The organism is Marinobacter sp. Hex_13, from assembly GCF_001566815.1.
In the GTDB taxonomy this organism is placed as follows: domain Bacteria; phylum Pseudomonadota; class Gammaproteobacteria; order Pseudomonadales; family Oleiphilaceae; genus Marinobacter; species Marinobacter salarius.
In genome coordinates, this window is record NZ_LSMM01000045.1 from 22522 (window position 1) to 47345 (window position 24824).

Annotated in this window: 17 protein-coding genes, 2 pseudogenes and 2 riboswitches; of the genes and pseudogenes, 3 read left to right on the top strand and 16 right to left on the bottom strand. The window is 55.7% G+C overall.

Annotated features, from left to right (window positions below; genetic code table 11):
- Positions 1-3: 3 nt before the first annotated feature.
- Positions 4-197, bottom strand: a riboswitch (cobalamin riboswitch).
- A 125-nt stretch (positions 198-322) separates the two neighbouring features.
- Positions 323-1057: a DUF3047 domain-containing protein gene (locus AXW11_RS11830; RefSeq protein WP_041332872.1), complete on the top strand. Its 735-nt coding sequence runs from the start codon at positions 323-325 to the stop codon at positions 1055-1057.
- On the opposite strand, the gene nhaB is transcribed toward AXW11_RS11830, so the two are convergent.
- The 4 genes from nhaB to AXW11_RS11850 all read right to left on the bottom strand — a co-directional run bounded on the left by nhaB (position 1044) and on the right by AXW11_RS11850 (position 7223).
- A complete protein-coding gene (nhaB, locus tag AXW11_RS11835; RefSeq protein WP_036211681.1) occupies positions 1044-2549 on the bottom strand; it encodes a sodium/proton antiporter NhaB in 1506 nt (501 codons plus the stop codon). The two genes, AXW11_RS11830 and nhaB, sit on opposite strands and share 14 nt — an antisense overlap.
- 253 nt (positions 2550-2802) lie before the next feature.
- On the bottom strand, positions 2803-4905 hold the full coding sequence (locus tag AXW11_RS11840; RefSeq protein WP_041332871.1) for a TonB-dependent siderophore receptor: 2103 nt from the start codon (positions 4903-4905) through the stop codon (positions 2803-2805).
- A 111-nt stretch (positions 4906-5016) separates the two neighbouring features.
- On the bottom strand, positions 5017-5979 hold the full coding sequence (locus tag AXW11_RS11845) for an AraC family transcriptional regulator (protein WP_041332870.1): 963 nt from the start codon (positions 5977-5979) through the stop codon (positions 5017-5019).
- Positions 5979-7223: a D-amino acid dehydrogenase gene (locus tag AXW11_RS11850; protein ID WP_075196424.1), complete on the bottom strand. Its 1245-nt coding sequence runs from the start codon at positions 7221-7223 to the stop codon at positions 5979-5981. Before AXW11_RS11850 ends, AXW11_RS11845 begins: the two co-directional genes overlap by 1 nt.
- A 163-nt stretch (positions 7224-7386) precedes the next feature.
- Positions 7387-7485, bottom strand: a riboswitch (glycine riboswitch).
- A gap of 338 nt (positions 7486-7823) precedes the next feature.
- Between AXW11_RS11850 and AXW11_RS11855 the strand changes: the two genes are divergently transcribed.
- Complete coding sequence (locus tag AXW11_RS11855) at positions 7824-9092, top strand: MFS transporter (protein ID WP_226909991.1); 1269 nt, start codon at positions 7824-7826, stop codon at positions 9090-9092.
- A gap of 197 nt (positions 9093-9289) precedes the next feature.
- Here the strand turns inward: AXW11_RS11855 and AXW11_RS11860 are convergent.
- The 3 genes and pseudogenes from AXW11_RS11860 to AXW11_RS11870 all read right to left on the bottom strand — a co-directional run bounded on the left by AXW11_RS11860 (position 9290) and on the right by AXW11_RS11870 (position 12962).
- Positions 9290-10343, bottom strand: a pseudogene (locus AXW11_RS11860) (IS3 family transposase).
- Between the two features lie 221 nt (positions 10344-10564).
- Positions 10565-11752, bottom strand: a complete 1188-nt coding sequence (locus AXW11_RS11865) for a glycoside hydrolase family 88 protein (RefSeq protein ID WP_091644427.1) — start codon at positions 11750-11752, stop codon at positions 10565-10567.
- A 34-nt stretch (positions 11753-11786) separates the two neighbouring features.
- On the bottom strand, positions 11787-12962 hold the full coding sequence (locus AXW11_RS11870) for a CaiB/BaiF CoA transferase family protein (RefSeq protein ID WP_091644424.1): 1176 nt from the start codon (positions 12960-12962) through the stop codon (positions 11787-11789).
- 128 nt (positions 12963-13090) lie between these two features.
- Here AXW11_RS11870 and AXW11_RS11875 point away from each other — a divergent pair, with 128 nt between their 5' ends.
- A complete protein-coding gene (locus AXW11_RS11875) occupies positions 13091-14776 on the top strand; it encodes an AMP-binding protein (protein WP_052479392.1) in 1686 nt (561 codons plus the stop codon).
- 29 nt (positions 14777-14805) lie between these two features.
- On the opposite strand, the gene AXW11_RS11880 is transcribed toward AXW11_RS11875, so the two are convergent.
- The 9 genes and pseudogenes from AXW11_RS11880 to AXW11_RS11920 form a co-directional block, all read right to left on the bottom strand.
- Positions 14806-15375, bottom strand: coding sequence for a TetR/AcrR family transcriptional regulator (locus AXW11_RS11880; RefSeq protein ID WP_143071181.1), 570 nt, complete (start codon positions 15373-15375; stop codon positions 14806-14808).
- 215 nt (positions 15376-15590) lie between these two features.
- Entirely contained in the window at positions 15591-17168 is a 1578-nt protein-coding gene (locus AXW11_RS11885) for an aldehyde dehydrogenase (NADP(+)) (RefSeq protein WP_091644422.1), read from the bottom strand.
- A 77-nt stretch (positions 17169-17245) separates the two neighbouring features.
- The gene (locus AXW11_RS11890) at positions 17246-18562 is read right to left on the bottom strand and encodes a TRAP transporter large permease (RefSeq protein ID WP_041332862.1); all 1317 of its coding nucleotides are present in this window, start codon (positions 18560-18562) and stop codon (positions 17246-17248) included.
- Positions 18555-19085, bottom strand: coding sequence for a TRAP transporter small permease subunit (locus AXW11_RS11895; RefSeq protein WP_052479391.1), 531 nt, complete (start codon positions 19083-19085; stop codon positions 18555-18557). The genes AXW11_RS11890 and AXW11_RS11895 overlap by 8 nt, the downstream gene beginning before the upstream one ends.
- Before the next feature lie 125 nt (positions 19086-19210).
- Positions 19211-20269: a TRAP transporter substrate-binding protein DctP gene (dctP, locus tag AXW11_RS11900; RefSeq protein WP_091644419.1), complete on the bottom strand. Its 1059-nt coding sequence runs from the start codon at positions 20267-20269 to the stop codon at positions 19211-19213.
- 103 nt (positions 20270-20372) lie between these two features.
- On the bottom strand, positions 20373-21524 hold the full coding sequence (locus AXW11_RS11905; RefSeq protein WP_091644416.1) for a CaiB/BaiF CoA transferase family protein: 1152 nt from the start codon (positions 21522-21524) through the stop codon (positions 20373-20375).
- Between the two features lie 24 nt (positions 21525-21548).
- A complete protein-coding gene (gene gbd / locus AXW11_RS11910) occupies positions 21549-22679 on the bottom strand; it encodes a 4-hydroxybutyrate dehydrogenase (RefSeq protein WP_091644449.1) in 1131 nt (376 codons plus the stop codon).
- Positions 22680-22692: 13 nt separating this feature from the next.
- Positions 22693-23817 carry an acyl-CoA dehydrogenase family protein gene (locus AXW11_RS11915; protein ID WP_091644414.1) on the bottom strand — a complete coding sequence of 375 codons (1125 nt, stop codon included), beginning with the start codon at positions 23815-23817 and terminating at the stop codon, positions 22693-22695.
- Positions 23818-24311: 494 nt separating this feature from the next.
- Positions 24312-24467 (bottom strand): annotated as a pseudogene (locus AXW11_RS11920) (IS5/IS1182 family transposase); the annotation flags it as partial.
- Positions 24468-24824 lie beyond the last annotated feature (357 nt).

A 24824-nucleotide genomic window follows, 5' to 3' on the forward strand; every position in this document is an offset into this window, starting at 1 on the left:
AAGGTGCAGTTGTATTCCCTGGCAGGTCTTCGGACTCAGGGGCGTGAACCTGTTGGCTCGGCCTTGCGTGGCGACTTCCCGGCATTCGCCAGTGTCTTTATGCCACGCTCGTTCCCCAATACCGCTGCGCGTCAGTTCCGGAGTCTCACCGGATTCCCGGTACCACGATCATCGTGATGAGGGCGATCTGTGATTGATCAGCCTTTGATCACTATATCTGGTACTAAGCCAAGGATATAAACACTATATAGACTAAGATAAATCGCAACAAGGCACTTTTTCGACGGTTACCGGTCAGTAAACGAACCCATAGGAGCATCCCATGACACCGCTACCGAGATACCTGACGGCCGCCCTCGCACTTTCGTTGATGGCCGCTTCGGCCCAGGCTGACAGCACGGAAAACTCACTGATCACCGCGTTTTCGACCATAACGTCCCTGGAAGATGGCTGGGAACCGATGGAGTTTCCGAAGATAGACCGCCACAGTCGCTATCAGTTGACCGACGACGACGGCGAGCAGGTGGTCAAGGCCACCACGGACAACAGCGCCTCCGGGCTGATAGCCAGGGTGTCCGTCGAACCCGGGGATTCATTGATCCTGCGCTGGCGGTGGAAAGTGTCGAACGTCTATGAGCAGGGAAACGCCCGTAAAAAGGAGGGCGATGACTACCCTGCGCGAATCTACGTGGCCTTTGAGTTCGAGCCGGACGAAGCCGGCTTTTTCGAGCGCGCCAAACGCAAGACCGTGGAAGTGGTGTTCGGGGAGGAACTGCCGGGCAATGCGCTGAACTACATCTGGGCCAACCGGCTGCCGGTTGGCGAAATCATTGCCAACCCGTTCACCGATACCACGATGATGGTCGCCGTGAACTCCGGCGTCACCAACACTGGCGAATGGGTCACGGTAGAACGGGATATCGTTGCGGACTACCGCAAGGCCTTTGACCGCGAGCCACCGAAGCTGGTGGGCGTCGCCATCATGTCGGATTCCGACAACACCGGAGCATCTGCCACCGCCTGGTATGGCGATGTCAGCTTGGTCAAACCAGATTGATGACGCAAAACAGGCCCACCGCACCCATCACGATGGTATAGGGAAACGCCATCACAACCATCCGCCCGTAGGACAATCGCACCAGCGGAGCGATTGCAGACGTCAGCAGGAACAGAAACGCGGCCTGGCCGTTGGGGGTAGCCACACTGGGCAGGTTGGTGCCGGTATTGATGGCGATGGCCAGCTCCTGAAAATGCTCGTAGTCGATACTGCCGGCGTCCAGCGCCTGTTTGATTTCACTGATATAAACGGTGGCTACAAACACATTGTCGCTGATCATCGACAACAGCCCATTGGCAATAAAGAACATGCCCGGCTGCTGGTCCTGCGGCAGGCTGAGCACAAAATCGATGATCGGCTTGAACAGGTGTTGCTCGTGAATCACCGCGACGATGGCGAAAAACACCACCAACAACGAGGTAAATGGCAGCGACTCCTGGAAGGCCTTGCCGATCTGGTGCTCATCGGTAACGCCAGTGAACGAGGTGATCAGGATAATCACCAGAAGACCGATCAATCCCACCTCTGCCAAGTGAAATGCCAGCCCAACAACCAGCACCAGGGCCGCCATTGCCTGCACCCACAGAGCAGCCTGGTCGGCTTTCGTGCGCTTGGTGCGCTCGTTGTCAGCAAACTCTTCCAGTACCTGGCGGACAGGCTTGGGCAGCCGGGCGCCATACCCAAACCAGCGCAGCTTTTCCAACAGCCAGCAGGTGGTCAGGCCGGCCACCAGCACCGGCAGACTCACCGGCGCCATGCGCAGGAAGAAACTGACAAAGTCCCACCCTACTACCTTGGCGATCAGCAGGTTCTGGGGCTCGCCCACCATGGTGGACACTCCCCCCAAGGCCGTTCCAATGGCGCCGTGCATCAGCAGGCTACGCAGAAAGGCCCGGAACTTGTCCAGGTCTTCCCGGTGCAACTCAATCACGTGTTCGTCGCTGTTGGCGTTGTGATCAGAGTGATGATAACCCTTGCCGGAGGCTACCTTGTGGTACACCGAGTAAAAACCGACAGCGACACTGATGATGACTGCAGTGACGGTAAGCGCGTCCAGGAACGCGGATAGAACGGCCGCAGCAGCACAGAACAGCAGTGACAATGCGGACTTTGACCGCACACCCACCAGGATCTGGGTAAACGTCACCAGCAGCAGCTCTTTCATGAAGTAGATGCCAGCCACCATGAACATCAGCAGCAGGATGACCGGGAAGTTCACCAACACCTCGTGGTACACCGCGTCCGCTGACGTCATACCCACCAACAGGGCTTCAATCGCCAGCAACCCACCCGGCAACAGTGGATAACACTTCAACGCCATGGCCAGGGTAAAAATAAACTCTCCCACCAACGCCCAACCGGCCACGGCCGGGCCAAGGGTCCAGACAATCAGCGGGTTGGCAATCAGGAAAAGCAGGATGACCTGTTTGTACCAGGCGGGTGCATTACCCAGGAAGTTGTGGGTAAAGCCGGAGAGAACGGTTGTGGGCATTGCGGGAATCTTCTGAGTAAACGGTTTGTTGGAATTGTGTGGCAGAAGGCCCGCATCTTCCTTGATATTTGTGTAACCGGTAATCCCCCAAAGGTACAGGGTGAGTGCCTATTTGGTCTTACATGAAACAAGGAAGAGTGGCCGGACGACCACTCAAAAGAGTTTCGTAATATTACTTAAAAACAGAGCCGGAATCGACTCTGTTTTCAGCACTCAGGGTTTATTATGACCGCTATCACTTCCCGCTTACGTGTCAAAACCGGTAAGAAACCGACGCCGTAACGTTACGTTCTGCCCCGAAGTAACAGAAGTCCAGACTGTTGTAGCAGGACGCCACGTATTCCTTGTCCAGCAGATTGTTCACGTTCAGCCGGGTAGAAACGCCTTCCAGGCCGAGCTTGCTGAAATCGTAGCCCAGTGCCAGATCCACCAGGGTGTAGTCCGGCACCTTTTTGGTGTTGGCATCATCGGCGTAGATGTCTGCGTTGTGACGGACACCCAATCCCGCGTTTGCCCCATTAAGGACTCCCTGCGTGAACCGGTAACCGGCCCACAGGGTCAGCTGGTGTTCCGGCACCTGGCTGGCGGCATTGCCCTCGCGATAGGCCTCGGACTTCTCAAAGGTGACGTCCGTGAACGCATATCCGGCCTGGACATTCAGGTTCTCCGTCAGCTGCGCCTTGGCTTCCAGCTCCACACCCTGGGACTCAATCTCACCAATACTGCGGTAGAAGGACTCCTGTGGCTGCTTGGTGGCCAGATTCTCCTGGTTGATGCGGAACAGAGAGAGCGTATACAGGTCCGTGGTTCCCACCGGCTGGTACCTAAGCCCGGTTTCTATCTGCTTGCCTTCACTCGGGGCCAGCAGGTCGCCGTTCTCGTCGGTATAGGCGCTGGGCGAAAACGACGTGGAGTGGGACACGTAGGGTGCAATGCCGTTGTCGAACAGGTAGAGCAGCCCGGCACGGCCACTGAACTGGGTTTCGTCCAGCTCTGTCACTACACCGGTGTCACGATTGGTGTTCTCGATCTCCACCCAGTCGTAACGGCCACCCAACGTCAACCGCCAGCCACCGGTGGCCAGCTGGTCCTGCAGATAGACCCCGGTCTGTTTCTGCTTACGGAGATTGCGTTGCGGGGGGTATAGGGCAGAGGGATCGGCCCCGTACTCAGGATTGAAGGCATCGATGGCCGGAAAGGCGCCCGACGGCCAGACCACGTCGTTCTCACGCTGCTGATAGTCCACCCCCACCAATACGGTGTGATCCACCGCGCCAGTCGTCAATTCCCCCTGAATCTGGTTATCAACGGTGAGTGCCTGCAGATCCTCATCGCCACCGGAGTAGTAGCGGTTAAGCTCAGTGGCCGAGGCCCAGCCGTAGGCATAAACCTGTTTCAACTCAACGTCCGAATCCAGGTAACGGGCTTTCTGCAAGGCGGACCAGTTACGATTGATTCGATGCTCCAGATCGTATCCCACCATGGTCATGTCGCGCCGGAAAAGGTCGTAGTCCGGTTCGCCCTCAAAAAAGGTGTTGTCGATTTTCTGGCCGTCGCGGGACTCCACCGTGCCCTCGTACGGCAAACCGCTGTGGTAGCCACCTTCCGGATCACGTTGAAGGTAGGCCAGCAGAGTCACGCTGGTCTCGTCGGTCATGTCCCAGGTCAGCGACGGGGCAATGGCGCGACGGTCCAGTTCCACGTGGTCCTGTTGCGCGTCAGCAGCGGAAGCAATGCCGGTCACACGATAGGCAACCCGTTGCTCATCATCCACCGAACCGGTGACATCAAAGGCAAAGCTGCGCTGGGCGTTGTTGCCGAGCGAGACACGGATTTCACCCCCATCCCGGAACTCCGGACGCTTGCTGGTGAGGGCAACAATCCCACCAGGGGAGCCCTGGCCGTAGAGAACGGAGGTCGGGCCTTTAACAATCTCAATACGCTCAAGAAACCAGGGATCAATGGCAAAGGAGCTGTAGGAGCCACCGTCGTTCATCACCCGCAGGCCATCCAGATAGGTGTTATTGATACTGCCATCGGAAAAACCGCGGAGAATCAGATAATCGTAGCGGTTGGAAGACCCCACCTGGTTCGTACCCACACCCGGGGTATAGCTGGCGGCGCGCTGCACCGTACGGGCGCCTTTTTCTTCCCAGTCTTCGCGGCTGACAACAGATACTGATTGCGGGGTTTCAATCACCGGGGTATCGGTTTTCGTGGCGCTGCGGGTCGCTGTTACGTTTAGCGCATCCAGCATTTTCGGTTCGCCCTGTTCCTGGGCAACGGCTAATGGCGCGCCGGTGACACCGACAAGGGCCATGGCAACCGCAAATGACAAACGGGAATGTCGGAACATGAAAACCTCACTTGGGTCTAACGATAATTTAATGCGAATTATTCGCTTTTAGATCCAGCATTAGATATGCCAAGTGACAGAATTTATATGCGGAATGATAAATACCGTGATTCAAACGACGGTTTTGGGAGAAACACCGAACTGGCGCCGGAACGCGGTCGCAAAGTTAGTGGCATGTCGATAGCCGGACCGGTGGGCAGCCTGCTGAACGGAGTATCCCTGCTCCAGGTAATGCCAGGCCAGGTTCAACCGGCACTTCCGCAGATAACCGAACACCGACAATCCGTAGGTCGCACGGAATTTACTACGCAAACTGCTGGGACTCATTGCGGCACGGCTGGCGAGATCCGTCAGGGAGTAATTGTCCGTCGGGGCGAATTCCATCAGCTGACGAATGGCCTCCAGGCGCTGGTGTTCCTGGGTGGACGCGCGACTTTTCCGTTCAATCGCTGGCACCGGCTCCGGAAGACCATAACCCACCAACTGCAGAGCCAGACCTTCCAGCACCAGTGTTTTCTGAAGCTCAGGCAGCCCGACGCCAAGGGGTTGCTCAAGAGCCGTCATGAGACCCGGTGGAACGTCCCACAGCACCACTGGGTCCTGCACCCCCCTGAGCAGGGCTCGCAGAGACCCCTGTTCGGTCTGCGCCGGCAACGGGCCACCGGGATCAAAAGCCAACACAATGGTTTTCAAACGTTGACCAGCAGGCTGATAGGCTGCCAGTGCATATTCCGGTCGTAATTGCAGGCTGGCAGCCATGCCACTCCCAAGCTCCCGCTCGACCGCACCAACCGACAGGCGGATGCGTCCTTCGAGCACGATCACCATCAACAGGGGCGCATGGCCCAGCGACACCGATTCGTAGCTGTGGGAGATCGTCAGGTCGGAATGAGTGAAGCGAAACCCCGACGGTAGCGGGGTTTCATCAATCCACCCCCGGGCGATGGTTGAATCGTCATCGGGGGCGTCATGGCCGTCGACGCCGGGGAAGCGGTAGCTGATTCCGTACTCGCGGCCAAAAGCCAGGAACTCCTGCCTGCCGAACGACGTTAGTTCGGCACGATCTCCCAACACTAGCCGGCTGTACTCGCTGTTGTGCCTGACACCGCGGACGCAACAGCATCCGCCACCATCTCGGCAGTGATTGCAGACAGGGTCCAGCCCAGATGACCGTGACCCGTGTTATAGAACACGGTGGGCAACCGGCCCGGACCGACTCGCGGCATCATATTGGGCAGCATGGGGCGCAGCCCTGCCCAGGGTACGACGCGGCGGGTGCAAACCCCAGGGAAACACTGCTCGACCCATCGGGTGAGCGGCCGGATTCGGTCATCCCGGATATCACGGTTATAGCCGCTGAATTCCGCCGTACCCGCAACCCGGAACCGATCATCTCCCAGCCGGCTGGTGACTATCTTGGTGGCATCGTCCAGCAAACTGACCGTCGGTGCCGCTTCCTGGGAGGCTTGGTCGTCCAGCTCAACGGTGATGGAATACCCCTTCACCGGGTAAATGTTGACTCGGTCCCCCAGCTTGGCGGCCAGTTCCCGGCTACCCACGCCCGCACAGATCACCACACCATCAAAGGTGTCACGAGTTTGCTCTTCACCATCAAACGAGGTGACCCAGGCGTGGGACTGATCCGCACTCAGTTCCGTCACCGAGTGCTCATAACAGGTTTTGACGCCGAGGCGAAGAATGGCCTCCGCCAAGCCATTGGTGAACTTATGGATATCACCGGTTGAATCGCTTTCGGTGTAGAAACCGCCGTAATAGGTCCCCGCCAGCGTGGGTTCAATAGCCCGCATTTCCTCGGGAGTGACCGCCCGACGTTCCAGGCCGCCGGCAGCCAGCAACCTGGAAACATTCGCCGCATGGTCGAACCCGGCCTTGTCACGGTAGATATGGAGGATGCCCTGTTTCTTCAGATCAAAGTCGATCCCTTCGTTCTGCGCCCAGGCAAACAGGTGATCCCGGGCGGCAATCGCAAGGCGTGCGGTTTCCGTGGTGTTCTGTTCGTACTGGGGAATCGCGGCGATGAACTCGGCGAACCAGCTCAGTTTGTGCCAGGAAGGCTTGGGGTTAACCAGCAGCGGCGCATCCCTCCGGGACATCCACTTAAGGCCCTTGATGATGGTCTGCCAGTTGTTCCAGACCTCAGCGTTGGAGGCGGACAGTTGGCCACCATTGGCGAAAGAGGTTTCCATCGCCGCATAACGGTGTTTCTCGTAAACGGTGACATCCAGGCCGCGCTTGGCCAGGGTGTATGCGGTGGTGATACCCGTGATACCACCGCCAATAACTGCAACTCGCTTCATAATACTCTCCAGGGGCGTCCAGGGTTTCCTTTCTCCACAGCATGGTAGAAAGCACCCCTTCCGTCACTGGACCTGAGAGATTCACGCACCGCTCCAACGGAACCGGCCGCTTGCTCCTTCGGTGTGCCAACGGACGCAGTCGTTGGCAACTCTTCGGAAAGTCTTCATGTCAGCGGTCCTTTTGCCTGAGAGTTTCCGGGGCAGTTGCTCCTTCGGCGCCGGGCGCACGATTGTGCGACTCGGTCTCTCCCGCTGACATGTCTGGTTTATTATCTAAACCAATCAGCTTCGCACAATAGCAAATATCTCGTTTTCGCGACACTGATCATGGTCTGACTAGTGAAGGAGCTGGCTCTGTTAGCCAGGCCAACGGGTGGCAATGGCCAGTTCAGGTAGTCAGCGAAAAAATCCGGCTGGCGCGATCACCACAGTAATGCAGCATCTGGGAGACCAGGACGGCGGCAAGCGTCATTTCGCTCCTGCAATGGCAGGGGCAGGGGCAGGGGCAGCCGGATTATCTGTTGCATGTTGCCACGGTATCGTTAACTATTTCCCCACCTGCCACCCGGTTCAAGCCAGTCGGTACAGTGAGCTCAAATTGTGGATAAAGCCTTTACCGGTACCTATGCCCGGATGATCAATCCGGTTCTGATCGCGGGCTGCATCATCATTCTCGTCAGTTTCGCGGTTCGCGCATCCTTCGGGCTGTTCCAGTTGCCGATTGCCCTGGAATTCGCCTGGCCGAGGGAATCATTTTCCCTGGCTATTGCAATCCAGAATTTGTTCTGGGGCATAGGGCAGCCAATTTTCGGAGCTCTCGCTGAACGCTTTGGGGACCGCAAAGCAATTCTTGGTGGTGGTGCGTTTTATGTGACCGGACTGGTGTTGTCGGCGTTTGCCATCACCCCTGGCCAACACCAGTTGCTGGAAATGCTGGTTGGTTTCGGCATTGCCGGTACTGGCTTTGGGGTGATTCTGGCTGTGGTCGGGCGGGCAGCGCCTGACAAGCACCGATCCATGGCGTTGGGGATAGCGACGGCGGCGGGTTCTGCCGGTCAGATCGTCGGGCCGCCGGTGGCCAATGCCTTGCTGAGCCAGATGCCCTGGCAGTCGGTTTTTATTGTCTTCGCAGGTTTTATCCTGCTGTCCATGTTGGCGTTGCTGCTGATGCGGGCACCAAAACCGCAGCAGCCGACCGGCAGTGAAGAGCCGATGGGGGTGGTGATCAAACGGGCGGTTAAAGATCCTTCTTTCGTGCTTATTTTTATCGGCTTTTTCTCCTGCGGTTACCAGTTGGCCTTCATCACGGCCCATTTCCCCGCTTTTATCACTGAAATGTGCGGCCCCATTGCACCGGACAGCCTGCTCTATACCCTCGGGGTGACATCGGCATCCGGGCTGGGCGCCATTTCCATCGCACTCATCGGTTTTTTTAACATTGGCGGAACCTTGTTCGCCGGCTGGCTGGGCAACAGATACTCCCGAAAATACCTGTTGGCTGTCATCTATCTACTAAGGACTCTCGTGTCGGCGGCGTTTATCATGACGCCGATAACACCAGAGACGGTAGTGCTGTTTTCCGTTTCCATGGGCTCACTCTGGCTGGCCACGGTACCACTGACCTCCGGCCTGGTGGCGCATATTTACGGCCTGAAATACATGGGCACGCTGTATGGGCTGGTGTTCTTCTCACACCAACTGGGCGGTTTCCTGGGGGTGTGGCTGGGTGGGGCCCTATACGATATCTACAACAACTACACTCTGGTGTGGTGGGTTGGCGTTGGGGTGGGCGCCCTGTCAGCGGTGATTCATTTGCCGGTCAAGGAATATCCGTGGGCTCAGCGGAGAATCATAGCCACGGGGGCCTGAAAACCATACCTCGGCGGTGGGTTCTCCTGTCGGTGGACAATAATGTTTGATAAAAACCGGCCTCATTTTCGCGCATTTTCAGCTTCACCAAGCTCAAAAGTTTGATATTTTCTTTGGCTCTCCAGAGTTGTGACCTGCCCCCAGTCTTTAATCCAACCGCGCCCTAGTAATGTCCGTTACTTGACCCTGACCCTGTATTAGGTCCACCCAGAGTTGGAAAAATCCGGCTCCAGTTGGTGCTGTTTTCGCCGAGAAACCGCATGTTTCCTGGCGTAGTCCGAAGGCGTGGACCACTCCAATGCGGAATGGGGTCTGACTTGGTTATAGAACGTCCTCCACGCTTCGACTTTCTCCCGGGCATCGGCCAGTGACAAGAACCAATTTTCATTCAGACATTCCTGCCGGAGCCGTCCATTGAACGATTCTACCGTTGCGTTGTCGGTTTTAAGGACGTCCGGGTCCGGGTTGCCCCGGAAGCGCGCAATCGCCGTCAGGGCTTCTTGAACATCGTGGCCCTTCAGGCTCTGTCCAACAACAATGCCAAGGCACTCCCGGGTGAATAGGTCGATGATCGTCAGCAGGCGTAGCCTTCGTCCATCAAAAAGCGCATCCGAGACAAATCCATGCCCCAGATGTGATTGGGATGGTTGGCTTGTTGAAGTGGCTGACGGTTCTTGGCTGCCTTGTTGCGCCTGGGACGCTTGAGGCGAAGCGACAATCCCTGGTCACGATACAACCGGTAAACCCGTTTGTGATTGTCTCGCCAGCCCTCTCGCTGCAATTGGACATGCACGCGCCGGTAACCGTAATGAAGCCGCGTGAGAGTGATCTCGCGGATCTTCATCGACAATGCCGATGAATCCCTCGCCACCGATTGGTATCGACAAGACGCCCGGGAAAACTGCAAGACCGCACACGCCTGGCGCTCGCTGACTCCGTACCGTGCTTGTAAGTCAGCCACCAGTTGGCGTTTACGAGGCGGTCTCAGAGCTTTTTTGCCACCACGTCCTGAAGCATGGCCTTGTCCAGGCTCAAGTCGGCCACCAGCTTCTTCAGTAGCTGATTTTCCTCCTCCAGCTGCTTGAGCCGCTTCAGCTCTGACGGGCCGAGGCCACCGTACTTCTTACGCCAGTTGTAGAAGGTGGCATCCGAGACGCCCATCTTTCGACAGACTTCCGGAACCGGCGTACCCAATTCGGCTTGCATCAGGGCAAAGGCAATCTGCTCTTCAGTGTAACGGGATCGCTTCATGGCATGATCTCCTGCTCAAGGCTCAATCATGCCGGATTTTCCAGTTTTTAATGGACCGAAATTCTGGGGTAGGGTCAACACCGAATATACTCAACATGACCGCTAACCGGCTAAATTCGAAGGTAGACTCCGATATTGTACTGTTCAAGACTTAGTTCCCAGATGTTCAGCAGATAACACAATGTCCCAAGGCTGAGCATTCAGGCCTTGGACCCTCGGTATCAGCCAGGTTTGTTGGTGGGCAACAGACCCGTCAGTATACCCAGGCAGTGCAGCAGGAAGTAGTCGCCCCAAATCAGCTCATGCTCGGTGGCTACACCGCGCATTGGGTCGAAGCAGCCCCTTGTCAGCACTGCGGGCGAGATGGCACCAGTGGTCTCTTCTGCCTGGCCCCGCGGCACGACCGCGACATAGTCACGACAGAGGGTTTTGACGGTGTTTCGAGCCTTGCGTTGATATACCCGCGCGGCTTGGCGGTCGTCAAGGACGGTAGCCAGTGTCAGCAAGGCATAACAGGCGATAGAAGTGGCGGACGTGTCCTTCGGAGTGTCGGCTTCCTGGGGCGCATCGAAATCCCAGTAAGCCACCCCGTCATCGGGCACATTCTGGGTCCACCATCTACACACTTTTTCGGCGTAGTCACGGATTTCACGATTCTCCGGGTAAAGTACCGATAGATAAGCGTAACTCATCATGGCCCAAGCCTGCGCACGGGCCCAAGTAGAATTCGCGCTGAAGCCCTTGTGGGTGTATGTTTTGATCACTTTCCCGGTCTGGCTGTCAAAGCTGGCAGATTGGCACACCGAACCATCCTCGCGTACACAAAAGTGGGCGTTGGTAAGGGCATGGCGGATGGCCACATCCTTAAATTTGTCGTCGCCAGTTTTCTCCGCTGCCCAAGCTAGCACCAAGCTCGCTGATAAGCTGTCGATGTTGGTTTCGTTCTCGCCTACCGTGTGGGCTTCCTCCGCCGTTGTGCCCAACGGCATAAGACCAATATTGGAGCGAAAGGTTGCACAAAGGCTGCGGGCAGCGTCTAACGCTAGTGTCTCGGCTTTCTTGCTGCCCGCAAGATCCGCCCCGACAGAACACCCGAAATAGAACAGGAAGCCCCGAAACACCGAGTCAGAGTTAACCCTCGGCTCCAGGCGCTCCACCCATTCCTCGGCTGCTTGCCAGAGTGTTAAATCGCCGGAAAAAAAGCCGCCCAGCCAGAGTACACCGGGCCAGAATCCCCCGGTCCAGAAGCCATCTTCCGTGGTAGTCCACTCCCCGGTCCTTGTGTCGGCATAGTGGGGAAAGCCTTTTAACGGTTGCTTCAGGGTGTGACGCGCCCGCTCTGTCAGACTTACAACGGTGTGGTCAAATAACCGGTCTTCGTCATTGATATATGTCGATTTGCTGTTCATTAAGTGATGCCTCTCTGTATTGTGTGGTTGTCAATCAGGCAATGACGCCACGTTCCTGGAAGTCCCTGATCTCGCTTTCGGAGTAATCGAAGTCGCTCAGAATCTCACGTGAAAATTCGCCCAGAGCGGATGGTGGCCGTGGCTTGTCTTCACCCTGGCCAGCCAGTTTTACTGGATTGCCAACCAGTTGAACTGTTCCATGGCCGGGGATTTCTACCTCCCGCAAAATATCGTTTTGCAGGGTTTGCGGGTGTTTCAATGTGTCGTCCAGATCCATCACCGGGGCACACAGAATGTCAGTTTTAGATAACCGCTTTACACACTCATCGGTGGTATAACGTTCCATCACAGGCCCGAATTTTTCTTGTACTTTGCTGGCATGCTTGCGTTGCAGAGTGGCGGTGGCCAGCAGCGGGTCTGCGCTCATGTCGTCTTCGTTAAACGCCTTGCACATAAGTTGCAGCGGGTTGTCCCGAAACAGAGTGAGAACAGTGATCCAGCCGTCCGAGGTCTTGAAGATCATGGCGTACTGAACCCAGTCGGTGCGGTAGTCGTAAAGTGCTCGGCTGGAGGTTTCCAGCAGTTGCATGGCAATGGCGACATCAAACAGAGAAGTAGTTACCAGGTCACCTTTACCGGTGCGTTCCCGTCCCAAAAGTGCCGCCAGCACCCCCTGAGATAACGACGCCGCAGTGGCATAGTCGACCGTAGGGGTGGCAGTAAGACGGGGACGGCCACCGGACTCAACCCCATTCATGGCAAAGCCGCTGAGAGACTGCGCCAGCATATCCTGGCCCGGCATACCTGATAACGGGCCCTTTGCGCCAAAGGCGTAACCAACCGCATACACCAGCCGGGGATTGCGCTTAGAAACTTCCTCGTAACCAAAGCCGAGTCGCTCCATGGCACCGGGCCGAAAGTTGTGAATCAGCACGTCGGCTTTATCAATCAGCTTGCCAAGGACTTCTCGGCCTTCATCCTGCTTGAGGTCGAGGCACAGGGTCCGCTTATTACAACCAACCGCAGCGTAATAGCAGCTCATATCTTCGCGGGCGGTGCCGACCTCGTCGAGATCCCGCATAATATCGCCTCGGGGCGGCCGTTCAATCTTAATCACGTCGGCACCGTAATCCCCAAGCATCTGCCCGGCAAGTGGCACCTGCATAACCATGCCAAGCTCTAGCACGGTGATCCCAGAAAGTGGTTTCATTGGTTTCCTCCATCATTCCATATTACTTACTGACCGTATAGTATTTAATTAATATACACAAGCCAGTTTGACAAGTACTGATCGTTATTTTATTTCTCAAGGCACGCCTTGATAGCCGGAGACGCTTTATGGTTCTAAATGAACAATTACCTGCATTCGCGATTCCCGATTCGCTCTCTGAGTGGACATTACCCAAAGTGGCTGCACGGCGCTTGAAGGCCTCACCCGATGCAGTTTTTGCCCGCGAGGTCTCGGGTAATCGAGAGACTTATGGCCAGTTTATGGCCCATGCGGAGGCGCTAGCAGCGCATTTCCTTCAGGTAGGTATTGAGCCCGGTGACCGTATCCTGATATTTGCTGCCAACAGTATTGCCGCATTGCACGCATGGATGGCTGCAGCGCTAGTTGGCGCGGTCGATGTGTCGGCGAATACCGGCTATCGCGGTAACTCTTTGGCCCATGTCCTCAACCTGGCCAAACCCAGCTTGATTGTCAGCGATGCTGAATTAATGCCGTGTCTTACCGAACTGACTTGGGACTTTTCCTGCCTCCGGCAGATTGTCGTTATCGACAACACGGAAACTGGTCCTAGCAAACTGGTCAAAGCATTTGAGGCAAAAGGGAATATCCGCGTGAGGCACCACCAAGAGCTCATCGCCAAGCCAACACTATTGAAGCAGCCTTGGCCAGAGATTCAGCCCTCCGATGCAGCGTCTGTGGTGTTCACATCTGGCACCACTGGTCCCGCCAAGGGCGTGGTGATGCCCCATGGCCATGTCTGCCTGTTGGCTAACACCACCGCAGGGGAAACAGACATGACCGCGTCTGACGTGTTCTACAGCGCCCACCCTCTGTTTCACATTGCCGGTAAGTTCATGGGAGTACTTGCCATCTTTGCCGCCGGCGGAACACTGGTTCTTGACCGAAAGTTTGACGCTAAACGCTGGCTGGATCGCATCCGGGAAAGTGGAGCAACCATCAGTATTGCCCATGGACCGATGATAGAAATGATCCAGGCAGAGCCGCCACGGTCCGAAGATTCAGATAACGTTCTTACCCGTCTGATGTGCTGCCCATTGCCCAAACGTCATGGTGATGCCTTTCTGGAGCGGTTTGGCGTCAAGGGTATCGAAATGTGGGGTATGAGTGAAGTTGGCTGCCCATGTTGGACGTCACGGCAATCCCCGGCGGTTGCTGGCTCCTGCGGCAAAGTACTAACGGAATGGTATGACGTGGAAGTCGTCGATCCGGAAACAGACCGTCCGGTACCGGACGGCACCGCAGGTGAAATTGTGGTCAGGCCCAGGCACCCCTGGACTACCATGTTGTGCTACATGGGTATGCCGGAAGAAACCGTGAACGCATGGCGAAACCTTTGGTTTCATACCGGAGATATCGCCGTCAGGGATAACAATGGCAACATGTTCTACATCGATCGCAAAGGCGACCGTATCCGCCGCCGGGCCGAGAATATCTCCTCGTTTGATATCGAAGCTGCAGTGGCTGACTTTGCTGGTGTGAAGGAATGCGTGGCGGTGGGTGTTCCGTCGAGCTATGAGAACGACGACGATATTCTGGTTTATATCGTAACCATGGAGAAAGCAGTAGTTGAACCACTGGCGCTGTTGAGTTTCCTGGCACGCGCACTGCCCCATTTCATGGTGCCACGCTATATAGAAATCATCGACGAACTACCGAGAACACCCACCAACAAGGTGAAGAAAAAGCAGCTATCACAGCGCGGCATTCAAACCAGCACCTGGGACCGCAAAGGCGCCGGTGTCAGCCTAAAGGAGCTTATCTCCCAGAGATAAACAGCATTAGATAAACCCAATGGGATAGCTTAGCCGATACCGTGCAACAACATGCGCCGCACATTTTTGACCAGATCGGGGCCGCTAATTTCAGCGCCACGCAGGTGCCACTCCAACATCATGCCATCGTGGACCGCCACGATCATGGAGGCGAACGAGCGTGCGTCAATGTCTGACTGCATCGAACCAACGGCCTGGGCCTCGCTGACCACCGCCTCGACAGCGGCGTGTACATCTCCGTATAGCTCCCTGATTTCCGTGGCGATGACATTCTCCTGGCGAGCGAATTCGATGGCTATCTGGATCATGAAGAGCAGCTCGTTGGGCCGTTCCGCGCCAAAATCAGCACCCTTGTGGATATAGCGGATGATGCGGTCCACATGGCTGCCGACAGGATTTCTCAAAGTGGCCACCAGACCATCCACAAGATCCTCACGAAGAACTTCAAACATGTGCAGGATCAGCTTTTCCTTGCTGCCAAAGTAAAAATAAACCGAGCCTTTAGTGAGGCCGGCTTTTGATGAAATAGCCTCCAGGCTGGTGGCATGGTATCCGCGTATCACAAACAATTCGAATGCAGCCTGTATCAACCGATTCATGCTGCGTTCACGAGATATTTCGTTCTTGTTAAGTTTCTTGCCCGTCTTAGTCAACTTTGTTTCCTAAATGAATTCAAACTCTCGAATAAATGGTTTCCAGCTTGCGCACAGGTTCATTCGTATATAATACAGTAAATGGAAAGTGCCGCTAAATCGTGCTTTTTATCTGCTCGGCACGCTCTAGCGGCCGGGCCCATCACCCTAGCTTGTCACATCTATGCTTCCCGCTCACCATCCAACAAGCGGTGCAGCCTATAAGGGTTTGCCTCCTTCAGGGCATGCGGGCGCAGGGCGTCGGGGAAATTCTGATAACATACTGGCCGGAGAAAGCGTCGAATAGCCGCGCTGCCTACCGATGTGGTGCGGCTATCAGAGGTGGCCGGGAAAGGCCCCCCATGAACCATGGCATGGCAGACTTCTACACCTGTCGGCCAGCTATTGACCAATATCCGGCCAGCCTTCGTTTCCAATATTGGGAGTAGTGATTGCGCAGCCCCCATGTCGCCCTCATCCATGTGCAGAGTGGCTGTGAGCTGTCCTTCGAGGCTCTCGGCAACGCGCTGCATCTCCTCCAGTCCCTCACACTCGATAATCAAGGACGCGGCCCCAAAAACCTCCTGTTGCAATGTTTCATCTATGAGAAAGTCGCTGGCATGGGCGGTAAATAAACGGGGTTGGCAGGCGTTCGAGACTACGCCTTCCTCTCCACTCGCTAGACACTGGACGTTGGCATTGCCGGATAAACGCTCAATACCCTGCGTATAGGCTGCATGAATATCCGATGTCAGCATGGTCTGAGCATCCGCTTGCGCGACAGCATCCGTGGCAGCTTGTTTGAAGGCTTCAAGGGCTTTGCCACGACAGCCAATGATCAGCCCCGGGTTGGTGCAGAATTGACCTGCACCCATACTAAGGGATACTGCGAATTCCTTGGCAAGGCTACCAGTACGGGCCGCAACAGCTTCTGGCAGGATGAATACCGGGTTAATACTGCTCATTTCAGCGAACACCGGAATCGGTACGCTGCGCTGCTGCGCAATCGCTGCCAGGGCTAACCCGCCACGCCGCGATCCTGTAAAGCCAACCGCCTGGATGCAGGGGTTCGCCACCAGAGCCTGGCCGATCTCGTTACCGACACCAAACAACAATGAAAATACGCCATTCGGCATCTGACAGGCTTTGGCCGCTTGTTGGATTGCCCGGCCTACCAATTCCGATGTGCCAGGATGGCCAGGGTGGCCCTTGACCACCACCGGGCAGCCTGCTGCCAGCGCTGAAGCAGTATCGCCACCCGCTACCGAGAACGCTAGCGGGAAATTACTAGCCCCGAAAACCGCAACTGGCCCCACAGCAATGTGTCGCTGGCGCAGGTCAAGCCGCGGCATTGGCTGGCGATGCGGCAATGCCGGGTCCACCCTGACATCCAGCCACTCACCGGCACGCACTACCGCGGCAAACAACCGGAGCTGACCACAGGTACGACCACGTTCGCCTTCAATTCGGCCCTTCGGCAGGCCAGTTTCAAGCATCGCCCGCTCAACCAGCCCAGGGCCAAGGGCCTCAATTTCAATGGCGATAGTTTCGAGAAAATTGGCCCGTGCTTCCAGAGAAGTTTCGCGGTACTCACCAAAAGCCTCCAGAGCCAAGCTGCACGCTTGCTCGATATCTTTTCTACTGGCGCCCGGGAAGTCTGGCTCCAGGCGCTTTCCAGTAGCCGGGTCGACCGGTTCAAGGGCGGCTTGGTCGCCCTGGTGGCTGGTCTGACCAATCAATTGATGTCCTGATACAGTCATAATGATCTCCTTCGTATGTTCCGGTGGCTGATCGTCACCGGTGGTTGGATTATTTCCAAAGTTTTAGCTCCGGCCACTTAACCCAGCAGCACATCTGGCAACCAGGTCGCTAACTCCGGGAATACCAGCACCACCGCCAAGGTAATGATCTGGAGGATAATGAACGGAATAACTCCGCTGTACATATGCCGTAGGGTGATCTCCGGCGGCGCCACCGCTCGAAGATAGAATATTGACGGTGCCATGGGTGGAGTCAGATAGCTGGTTTGCAGTACCACCAGGAAGGCGATACAGAACCAAATCGGGTCAAAGCCAAGGTTCAGCACAAGAGGCATGGCAATCGGGATGACGATCAGCACCACCGAAATCAAGTCAAGGACAAAGCCAGCTACAAATGTCAGAAGCAGAATCAATGCAATCACACCCCAGGCTGGGATACCCAGGTCGTTTAGCAGCGTCTGGATTGCCAACATCCCACCTGATGCAAAGAACACCCCCGCAAACATACTGCCGCCCAGAACGATGAGCAGGATCATTGTAGTTATTAGCAGGGTTTTCATGAGGGCGTTGCCAAACAAGGACCAGGTAAACGTGCGATAGATAGCCGATAAACCAACCGCTCCCAGCGCACCCCATGCAGCTGCCTCCGTGGGTGTAGCAACACCCATAAGGATGCTGCCGAGCACGGCGAAGATAAGTATTGAGGGCGGAATTAGCGCTACTGCAGTTATTCGCAGTTTCTGTCCAAGGCTGTACTTGGGGCCACCCTCCATCGTGCGGGGAGCCATGGCCGGTTTGGCAACAGCAACACCAACCACGTAAAGACCAAACAGCACAGCCATGATCAGGCCAGGCAACAGCAGACCGGCAAACAGCTCACCCACCGAAACATTAGCAACCGGACCCAGCACAATCACTGTGATGGAAGGCGGAATTACCGTGCCCAGCGACCCACTGGCGCACACGGTGCCGGAAATCAGCCGTTTGTCGTAGGCGTGTTTCAGCATAACCGGGACGGTTAGCAATCCAATCACGGCCTCTGTGGCGCCTACCACTCCGCTGATGGCAGCAAAGATGGCACCCATGATAATGGTGCTAAGAGCCATGCCGCCGGGAAGTCGCCATGTCCAGATATGGATAGCCTCAAGCAACTTGGATGCAATACCGCTTTTCTCCAGGAAAGCTCCCATGAAGACAAACAGGGGCACTGCGGCCAGTACCGAGTTGCCTGCCACGCTATCAATCTGGGAAATCAGCTGGAATGATGCCGAAGCGCCGAACTGCATAACACCAAAGATAAACGCGGTGCAGATCATCGATAACGCAATGGGGAAACCGCCCAGCAGGAAAATCAGGAGGACCGGGAACATCCAGAATCCGATGTATTCACTCATGCCACACCTCCGGCCCCTCGTCGCCCGTAATTAGGACGGCAATGGAGCGTACCAGCTCGACGGCGGTTTGCGCCGTTAAGATACCGAACCCGATAACCCAGACTGTCCGGAACGGCCAGATCACGGGATTCCAGCCTGAAGCTCCGGAGGTTTCCTGGTACTCGTAGGCCTCCAGCGCATACAGAAATAACGCGTCAACGATCCAGACCAGCGCCACTAACAAGATGGCCAGGCCGATCATGTCCATGGTCGCTTTGCCTCGCGGCGGCATAATGGCATAAAAGAGATCTACGTTGACGTGTTGGCGGACCTTCAGCGCGTACGCCATGCCCAATAGAAAAATTGAGCCCATGAACATGTAGCTCATTTCGTAGGCCCAGGCTGTTGGTGAGTTCAGGATATAGCGGCTAACGACCTCATAGGTCAGCGAGCCGATCAGCGGCACGATCAGCAATGCACCGATTAGCGCAGCGGCTTTCGAGAACGCATCCACAGTTTTTCCGAGGAAGCTGAAAACTTTCATTATGCATGCCTTGTTGCTGCCGATGACCCCGGCCCGGGAGCAATTTGGCTTGGGCCGGGGGCATCGTGTCTCTTACAACGTAGGGCCTCGTACATAGAAATAGAGGCCCGGGTAACACCCTGTTGTTACTGCTTACCGCCGATGGGAAAGCGATACTCGGGCCAGACTGCCAATTGATCCTCGAAGTCCCTCAGGGAATTAAGCACCCTGGCAAACCACTTATTGTCCTCGGCCTGCTCGTCTTCCCACTTGTTCGTGGCTTCTTCAATTGTCGCCATGAAGTCCGGATCAAGGTGCACAATTTCATTGTCACCTTCGGTCATCTCCTTGAATGCGGAGAGATCAGCATTGGCACCGGCACTCCAGCTTTCATACATGGAGAGCCTTGCCGCCGTGGCGATCGCCTGCTGGTCTTCCTCGGACAGGCCAGTCCAGACGTCCTTGTTGATTTCGCACTCAAGGACGCCGCCGGGCTGGTGCATGCCAGGTACGACCACATACTTAGCTATATCGGTGAAACCGGTCGGCTTGTTGATTTCCGGACTACCCCATTCAGTGGCGTCGATAACCCCCCGGTCAAGCGACGTATAAACCTCGGCTCCAGGCATCACAATGGTGGAGGCGCCAAGGTCTGATGCAATCTCGGCCCAGGCGCCGGAAGTACGCAGCTTCAGACCCTTGAAATCTTCGTGGGTCTGAATTTTCTTATTTGAGTGCAGAAAAATTTCCGTGCCAATAATCGCGCAGGGGAAGGACACTACATTGAACTCTTTATCACGGTACTCTTGCCAAAGTTCGAGGCCACCACCCTCGTAAAGCCACATCAGATAGCCTTCCGGAGTAGGAGAACCCGCGTAGCCAGCAAACAGGGCAGTGGTTCGGTCCCTGCCCCAGTCATAGGCCATCCAGTTGTGGCCAATCTCAACAACACCGCGGTTGACAGCCTCGGTGACTTTCAGGGCGTTGGAAAGTGTACCGCCCGGAAAGACATTGATTTTTATGCGTCCACCGGTAAGGTCCTCCACATTCTTGGCAAAGCCTTTAGCATCCCTCTCCAGCCAGGGACCGCCGCCCCAGGGCGTGGCCATTTTCCAGGTTACTTCCTCGGCCATGGCATTACCGGTAGCAAGGGTTAGGCTGGCGGCAATAATAGCCACCTTGATAGGGTTTTTAAGCGTTTTCATTATTGAACTCCTCTCAGTCTTGCGTAATTGGCCGGTTCACCCTGACGGTGATCCGTCCAGTTCTTGTTGTTATGGGCTGTTGTGACGGCTTGGCTCTGCAGCCTCAGGGTTGACTGGGTTTAACCGGTGGCCACTCCAGTCCTGTCACGTTCGAGGTTTCAGGAACAGCTTTGTTGATCTTCGCTTCTGACAGACCTAACGCTCGGAGGACCGCATACGAATCGTCCGTGCCATCAGTAACACCTGGCATGGTCGGGGTTCGGGAATAGTGGGGAATAGCCGGAGTAGCGTAGCTGTCGCTGCCAGGGAATCGAACCTGCACATGCGGGTGTTCGAACACCTCATCTGGCGCTAACACCGGTGAAACGCAGGCATCCCGGCCCTCGAAGTGCTTCACCCAGGCGTCCCGGGACCGGCTGGCGAATAGTCGCTCGAACTGCTCAGTCATGGCGGGCCAAGTATCCGGCCGCATGTGATCTGGCATTGGTTGCTCAAGGTTCAGCCCCCGCCACAAATTTGTGAAAAATGCGCCTTCCAAAGCCCCGACCGCTAGGTATTTGCCGTCGTTGCAGACGTAGCACCGGTAGAAAGGAGCCTCTCCGGTCAGCAGTCCTTTGCCACGAGAAGGCAGCACTGGTTTACCCCAGTCCGAATAGTGCATTGTCATCAGGGAAAGACAGCCATCTACCATGGCGACATCCAGGAACTGGCCTAGTCCCGAGCGCTCCCGCTCCAGCAGGGCTCCGAGAATAGAATAGGCAGCGTAAAGCCCGCCCGCGGCAAAGTCCGCAATAATATTCAGCGGCAGTGCTGGTGGCCCATCGAGCGGGCCCATGGCACCAAGGGCGCCAGAAAGACCAACATAGTTGATGTCGTGGCCTGCCTCCTGAGCGAGTGGACCATCTTGGCCGTAGCCGGTCACCGAGCAGTACACCAGTTTGGGGTTGTCTTGCCTGAGTGCGTCATAGCCGAGGCCCAGGCGATGCATAACACCAGGACGAAAACCTTCCATCAAGACGTCCGCATTGGCAGCCAACAGGCGGAAGGCATCAAGACCTTCTTCGCTTTTCAGGTCAAGGTTTATAAAACGCTTGCCACGTCGGTAGCTGTCAATTGGTAAGCCGGAGCGACCGCCGCCAACAACAATAACCTCTGCCCCCATATCCGCCAGCAACATTGAGCCGTATGGGCCTGGTGCAAGGCGAGTCAGGTCCAGTACCCGCGTGCCTTTCAAGATTGAATTCTGGCCAGTCATATCAAACTCCTCACGGTCACAATCTCAGCCCATGGTTTCTTTCAGCATGGCGAGGAAGTCCTCAGCCGACGCTGGACGCGGATTGGTGGCGGTGGAGTGGTCTTCTTCGGAAAACTGGGCCATATCCTCGAGCACCTCGTCCGGCACACCCATTTCACGAAGATTCTTCGGCATGCCAAGCTCGGCATTCAGACGCTCGAATTCTGCTGGCAAATCGGCATCGGCCGCTAGGCCCATGGCGGCCTTGAGGTGGTCAAATTTGTCACCGCAATGACTCTGGTTAAAACGCAGTACCGGGGGCAACAACACCGCGTTCAGCGTGCCATGGTGGAGCTTAAGCTCCTTCAGGCCACCAAGGGCGTGGGACATGGAGTGAACCCCCCCCAAGCCCTTTTGGAATGCCAGCGCGCCTTCAAGGGCCGCAATCATCATTTCACTGCGTGCTTCCATATCGGTTCCGTCGTTGACAGCACGAATCAGATACTTCGAAGCTCGGCGCAGACCGTCCAGCGCAATGGCATCGGCCGGCGGGTTGATCTTGGGGCTCAAGTAAGTTTCAACGCAATGGGCAATAGCATCCATCCCGGTTGCGGCGGTTAGGTTGGCCGGAAGTGAGCGTGTCAGTTCCGGGTCGCAAATGGCCAAGTCTGGGATCAAGTATGGGGAAAGAAATCCTAGCTTGCGGCCGTCCCGCAACGTTATCAGGGATGCCCGGCCTACTTCGCTACCGGTACCTGCGGTGGTGGGTACTGCAACCAGGGGGACGGTTGGGCCGATTTTGGCAACGCCACCATCGATAGCCGCATATTGGCGCAGTGGCGGCTTATGGGTTGCGAGCAAAGCTACGGCCTTGGCAAGATCGATACTGGAGCCGCCTCCGATGGCAACAATACTATCGCAATTGTTAGAACGATAAGCTTTCAGGGCCTCTTCCACCGCCACTTCAGTTGGGTTGGCAGGTGTGCCATCGTAAATGGCAACATTGTCCGGAAGCTTGGCAGTTGCCTTCGCCTTATCAAGCAGGCCGGTTGATGACAAGCCGGCATCGGTGATGATCAGCGGCTTGCTTACTTTCAGGTTTGCCAGCTCATCATTCAGTGAAGCTATTGCGCCTGTGCCTAAGCGGATATTGGTCAGGTAGTTAATCTGGGCAATCATGGTTTTCGCCTTAATCTGAAAGCATGGCTTTAGCGACGATCAATTTCTGGATCTCGCTGGTTCCTTCGTATATCTGAGTAATTTTCGCATCACGCATCATGCGCTCGACGGGGAAATCGGTCAGATAACCTGCACCGCCATGGAGCTGTACGGACTCGGTGGCCACTTTCATGGCAACATTGCTGCAAAATAGCTTGGCCATAGAGGCTAGGGTGCGGGCCTCGGGCTCTTTGTTTTCAACTGCTTCACAGGAGCGATAAAGTAGTTGGCGGGAGGCTTCTATTTCGGTTGCCAGGTCGCCAATGGTGCCGCGGATCATTTGAAAGCGTGCCACTTGCTGGCCAAAAACCTCCCGCTCCTTAACGTACTTGATGGCAGCATCAAGTGCCCCTTGGGCAATACCGAGCGCCTGAGCCCCAATTAACGGCCGGGTATAGGCCAGTGAATCAGTGATGTACTGGCGGCCTTCTTTCGAGTCACCGAGGAGCCGGTAATCGTCAACCCGGCACTCTTCAAAAATTACATCGGCAGTGGGGCTGCCCCGCACACCCATCTTCGATTCCAGCTTGCCGAAGGAGAGACCGGGGTCAGATTTATGCACAGCAAACACACCAAAGCTGTTTTCACCGGTACGTGCCAGGACCGAGTACCAGTCGGAGCGGCTGGCATTGGTGATGTAGCGCTTCTGGCCATTGAGCACCCACTGGCCATCCTTGTACTGGGCGCGAGTGCGAGCACCCCAGACATCAGAGCCGCCGTGAATTTCAGTCAGACAGATGGAGGCCACGATGTTTCCATTGATGGCCGGCTTCATCACCTCTTCGACCAACTGCGGCGAACCAAACGAGGCTATCGGGCCAAGCCCGGCCCAGATCACCATCAGCGTCAGTGACGAGGTGGCACAGACACGGGCGATTTCCTCCAAACAGATACATTGGGCCAGCACGTCCCCAGACTGGCCACCGATGCTTTCATCAAAAGGCAGCGCAATCAGTTGTAATTCCTTGAATGCGTCAAGTGCCTCTTCCGGAAATCGCTTCTTTTCGTCAACGTCCGCAGCATGAGGCTGAATTTTGGTTTCGGCCAGACGCCTCACCGCCTTGCGAAACTCTTCGTAATCCTGTCGTTCAAGCATCGTTCTTTCTCCCACGTTTTTTGTTGGTAGTGAGTGCGTGTTTTGACCAATAAAACACATACTATCCGGATGGTCAATAAAAATAGATAAATAAATCGACCGCAAAATTATGAATTTTGATGGGCCAAGCACTTGTACTAAAGACAGCCCTCACACGTACATACTTCAGATTTCCATCCGGCTGCATATGTTGGGGCCTGATGTGAGCGCTGCGGGAAGAAGGGCATAGTTCTGACCATTTTCACTCATAGATGAAATGATATGCACTTCAGGTTACCGTCCTCCGGAAAATGTGCGGAGTAGCCTGCGATCCTAATGACCGCCTGCAGTGACACACAGCCCTTTGCCTTCAGTAATCAACTTGCAAAATCGGCCTTTTCAAGCCCCCATCTGGATGCCGGAGGTATTCAAACCAGAATTCACCCTCTGGATTGAGCATAAAACAACCAAAAGGTAGCCAGGTTGTGCCACTTTTCTCGAGGCCAAAGAAGTTAGGCTAGCTTCTTCAAAACTCTCCTCAAATTCAGACCCCCGCCACACAATACTGCGTGAACCTGGTTCCCGGGGAAACCACCGTGATAGCATCGCGTCATCAACCCATCACTTTTCAAATGGCCAATGATTGGGTCAATGCTGTTGCGACATTGCTGGTTGGTGGTTGGTGGTTGGTGGTTGGTGGTTGGTGGTTGGTGGTTGGTGGTTGGTGGTCTAAGGCTGGTCGCCGAGGACAATAAGTGCAAGAGACCTTCTTTCGAAATACTGAGGAAGGTCGGGGCATTTGTCAGCGCCACGCCAAAATTCGCGAGACTTGTCTGGTCGACTCCCTCGCGTCACTCGGCATTGCCCGCGAAGACATACATCGGATCGCTCGCGCTCAATGTGCCGTGCCCGGGCTTTGCGATCATGTCAACAACGGTGAGTTTTGACCGCTTTTTATCAGTTTAGATTGTCCGGTTTTCATCAGTTTTCAGTGACCGCTTTTTGAGTGTCTGGGTCGTCAGATTCCT

Coding starts and splice junctions, on each gene's coding strand:
- AXW11_RS11865 (WP_091644427.1), bottom strand. CDS start 11,752: ATGAACAGCAAATCGACATATATCAATGACGAAGACCGGTTATTTGAC.
- AXW11_RS11850 (WP_075196424.1), bottom strand. CDS start 7,223: ATGAAGCGAGTTGCAGTTATTGGCGGTGGTATCACGGGTATCACCACC.
- AXW11_RS11895 (WP_052479391.1), bottom strand. CDS start 19,085: ATGAAAGTTTTCAGCTTCCTCGGAAAAACTGTGGATGCGTTCTCGAAA.
- AXW11_RS11870 (WP_091644424.1), bottom strand. CDS start 12,962: ATGAAACCACTTTCTGGGATCACCGTGCTAGAGCTTGGCATGGTTATG.
- dctP (WP_091644419.1), bottom strand. CDS start 20,269: ATGAAAACGCTTAAAAACCCTATCAAGGTGGCTATTATTGCCGCCAGC.
- nhaB (WP_036211681.1), bottom strand. CDS start 2,549: ATGCCCACAACCGTTCTCTCCGGCTTTACCCACAACTTCCTGGGTAAT.
- AXW11_RS11830 (WP_041332872.1), top strand. CDS start 323: ATGACACCGCTACCGAGATACCTGACGGCCGCCCTCGCACTTTCGTTG.
- AXW11_RS11890 (WP_041332862.1), bottom strand. CDS start 18,562: ATGAGTGAATACATCGGATTCTGGATGTTCCCGGTCCTCCTGATTTTC.
- AXW11_RS11905 (WP_091644416.1), bottom strand. CDS start 21,524: ATGACTGGCCAGAATTCAATCTTGAAAGGCACGCGGGTACTGGACCTG.
- AXW11_RS11875 (WP_052479392.1), top strand. CDS start 13,091: ATGGTTCTAAATGAACAATTACCTGCATTCGCGATTCCCGATTCGCTC.
- AXW11_RS11885 (WP_091644422.1), bottom strand. CDS start 17,168: ATGACTGTATCAGGACATCAATTGATTGGTCAGACCAGCCACCAGGGC.
- AXW11_RS11880 (WP_143071181.1), bottom strand. CDS start 15,375: ATGAATCGGTTGATACAGGCTGCATTCGAATTGTTTGTGATACGCGGA.
- AXW11_RS11840 (WP_041332871.1), bottom strand. CDS start 4,905: ATGTTCCGACATTCCCGTTTGTCATTTGCGGTTGCCATGGCCCTTGTC.
- AXW11_RS11915 (WP_091644414.1), bottom strand. CDS start 23,817: ATGCTTGAACGACAGGATTACGAAGAGTTTCGCAAGGCGGTGAGGCGT.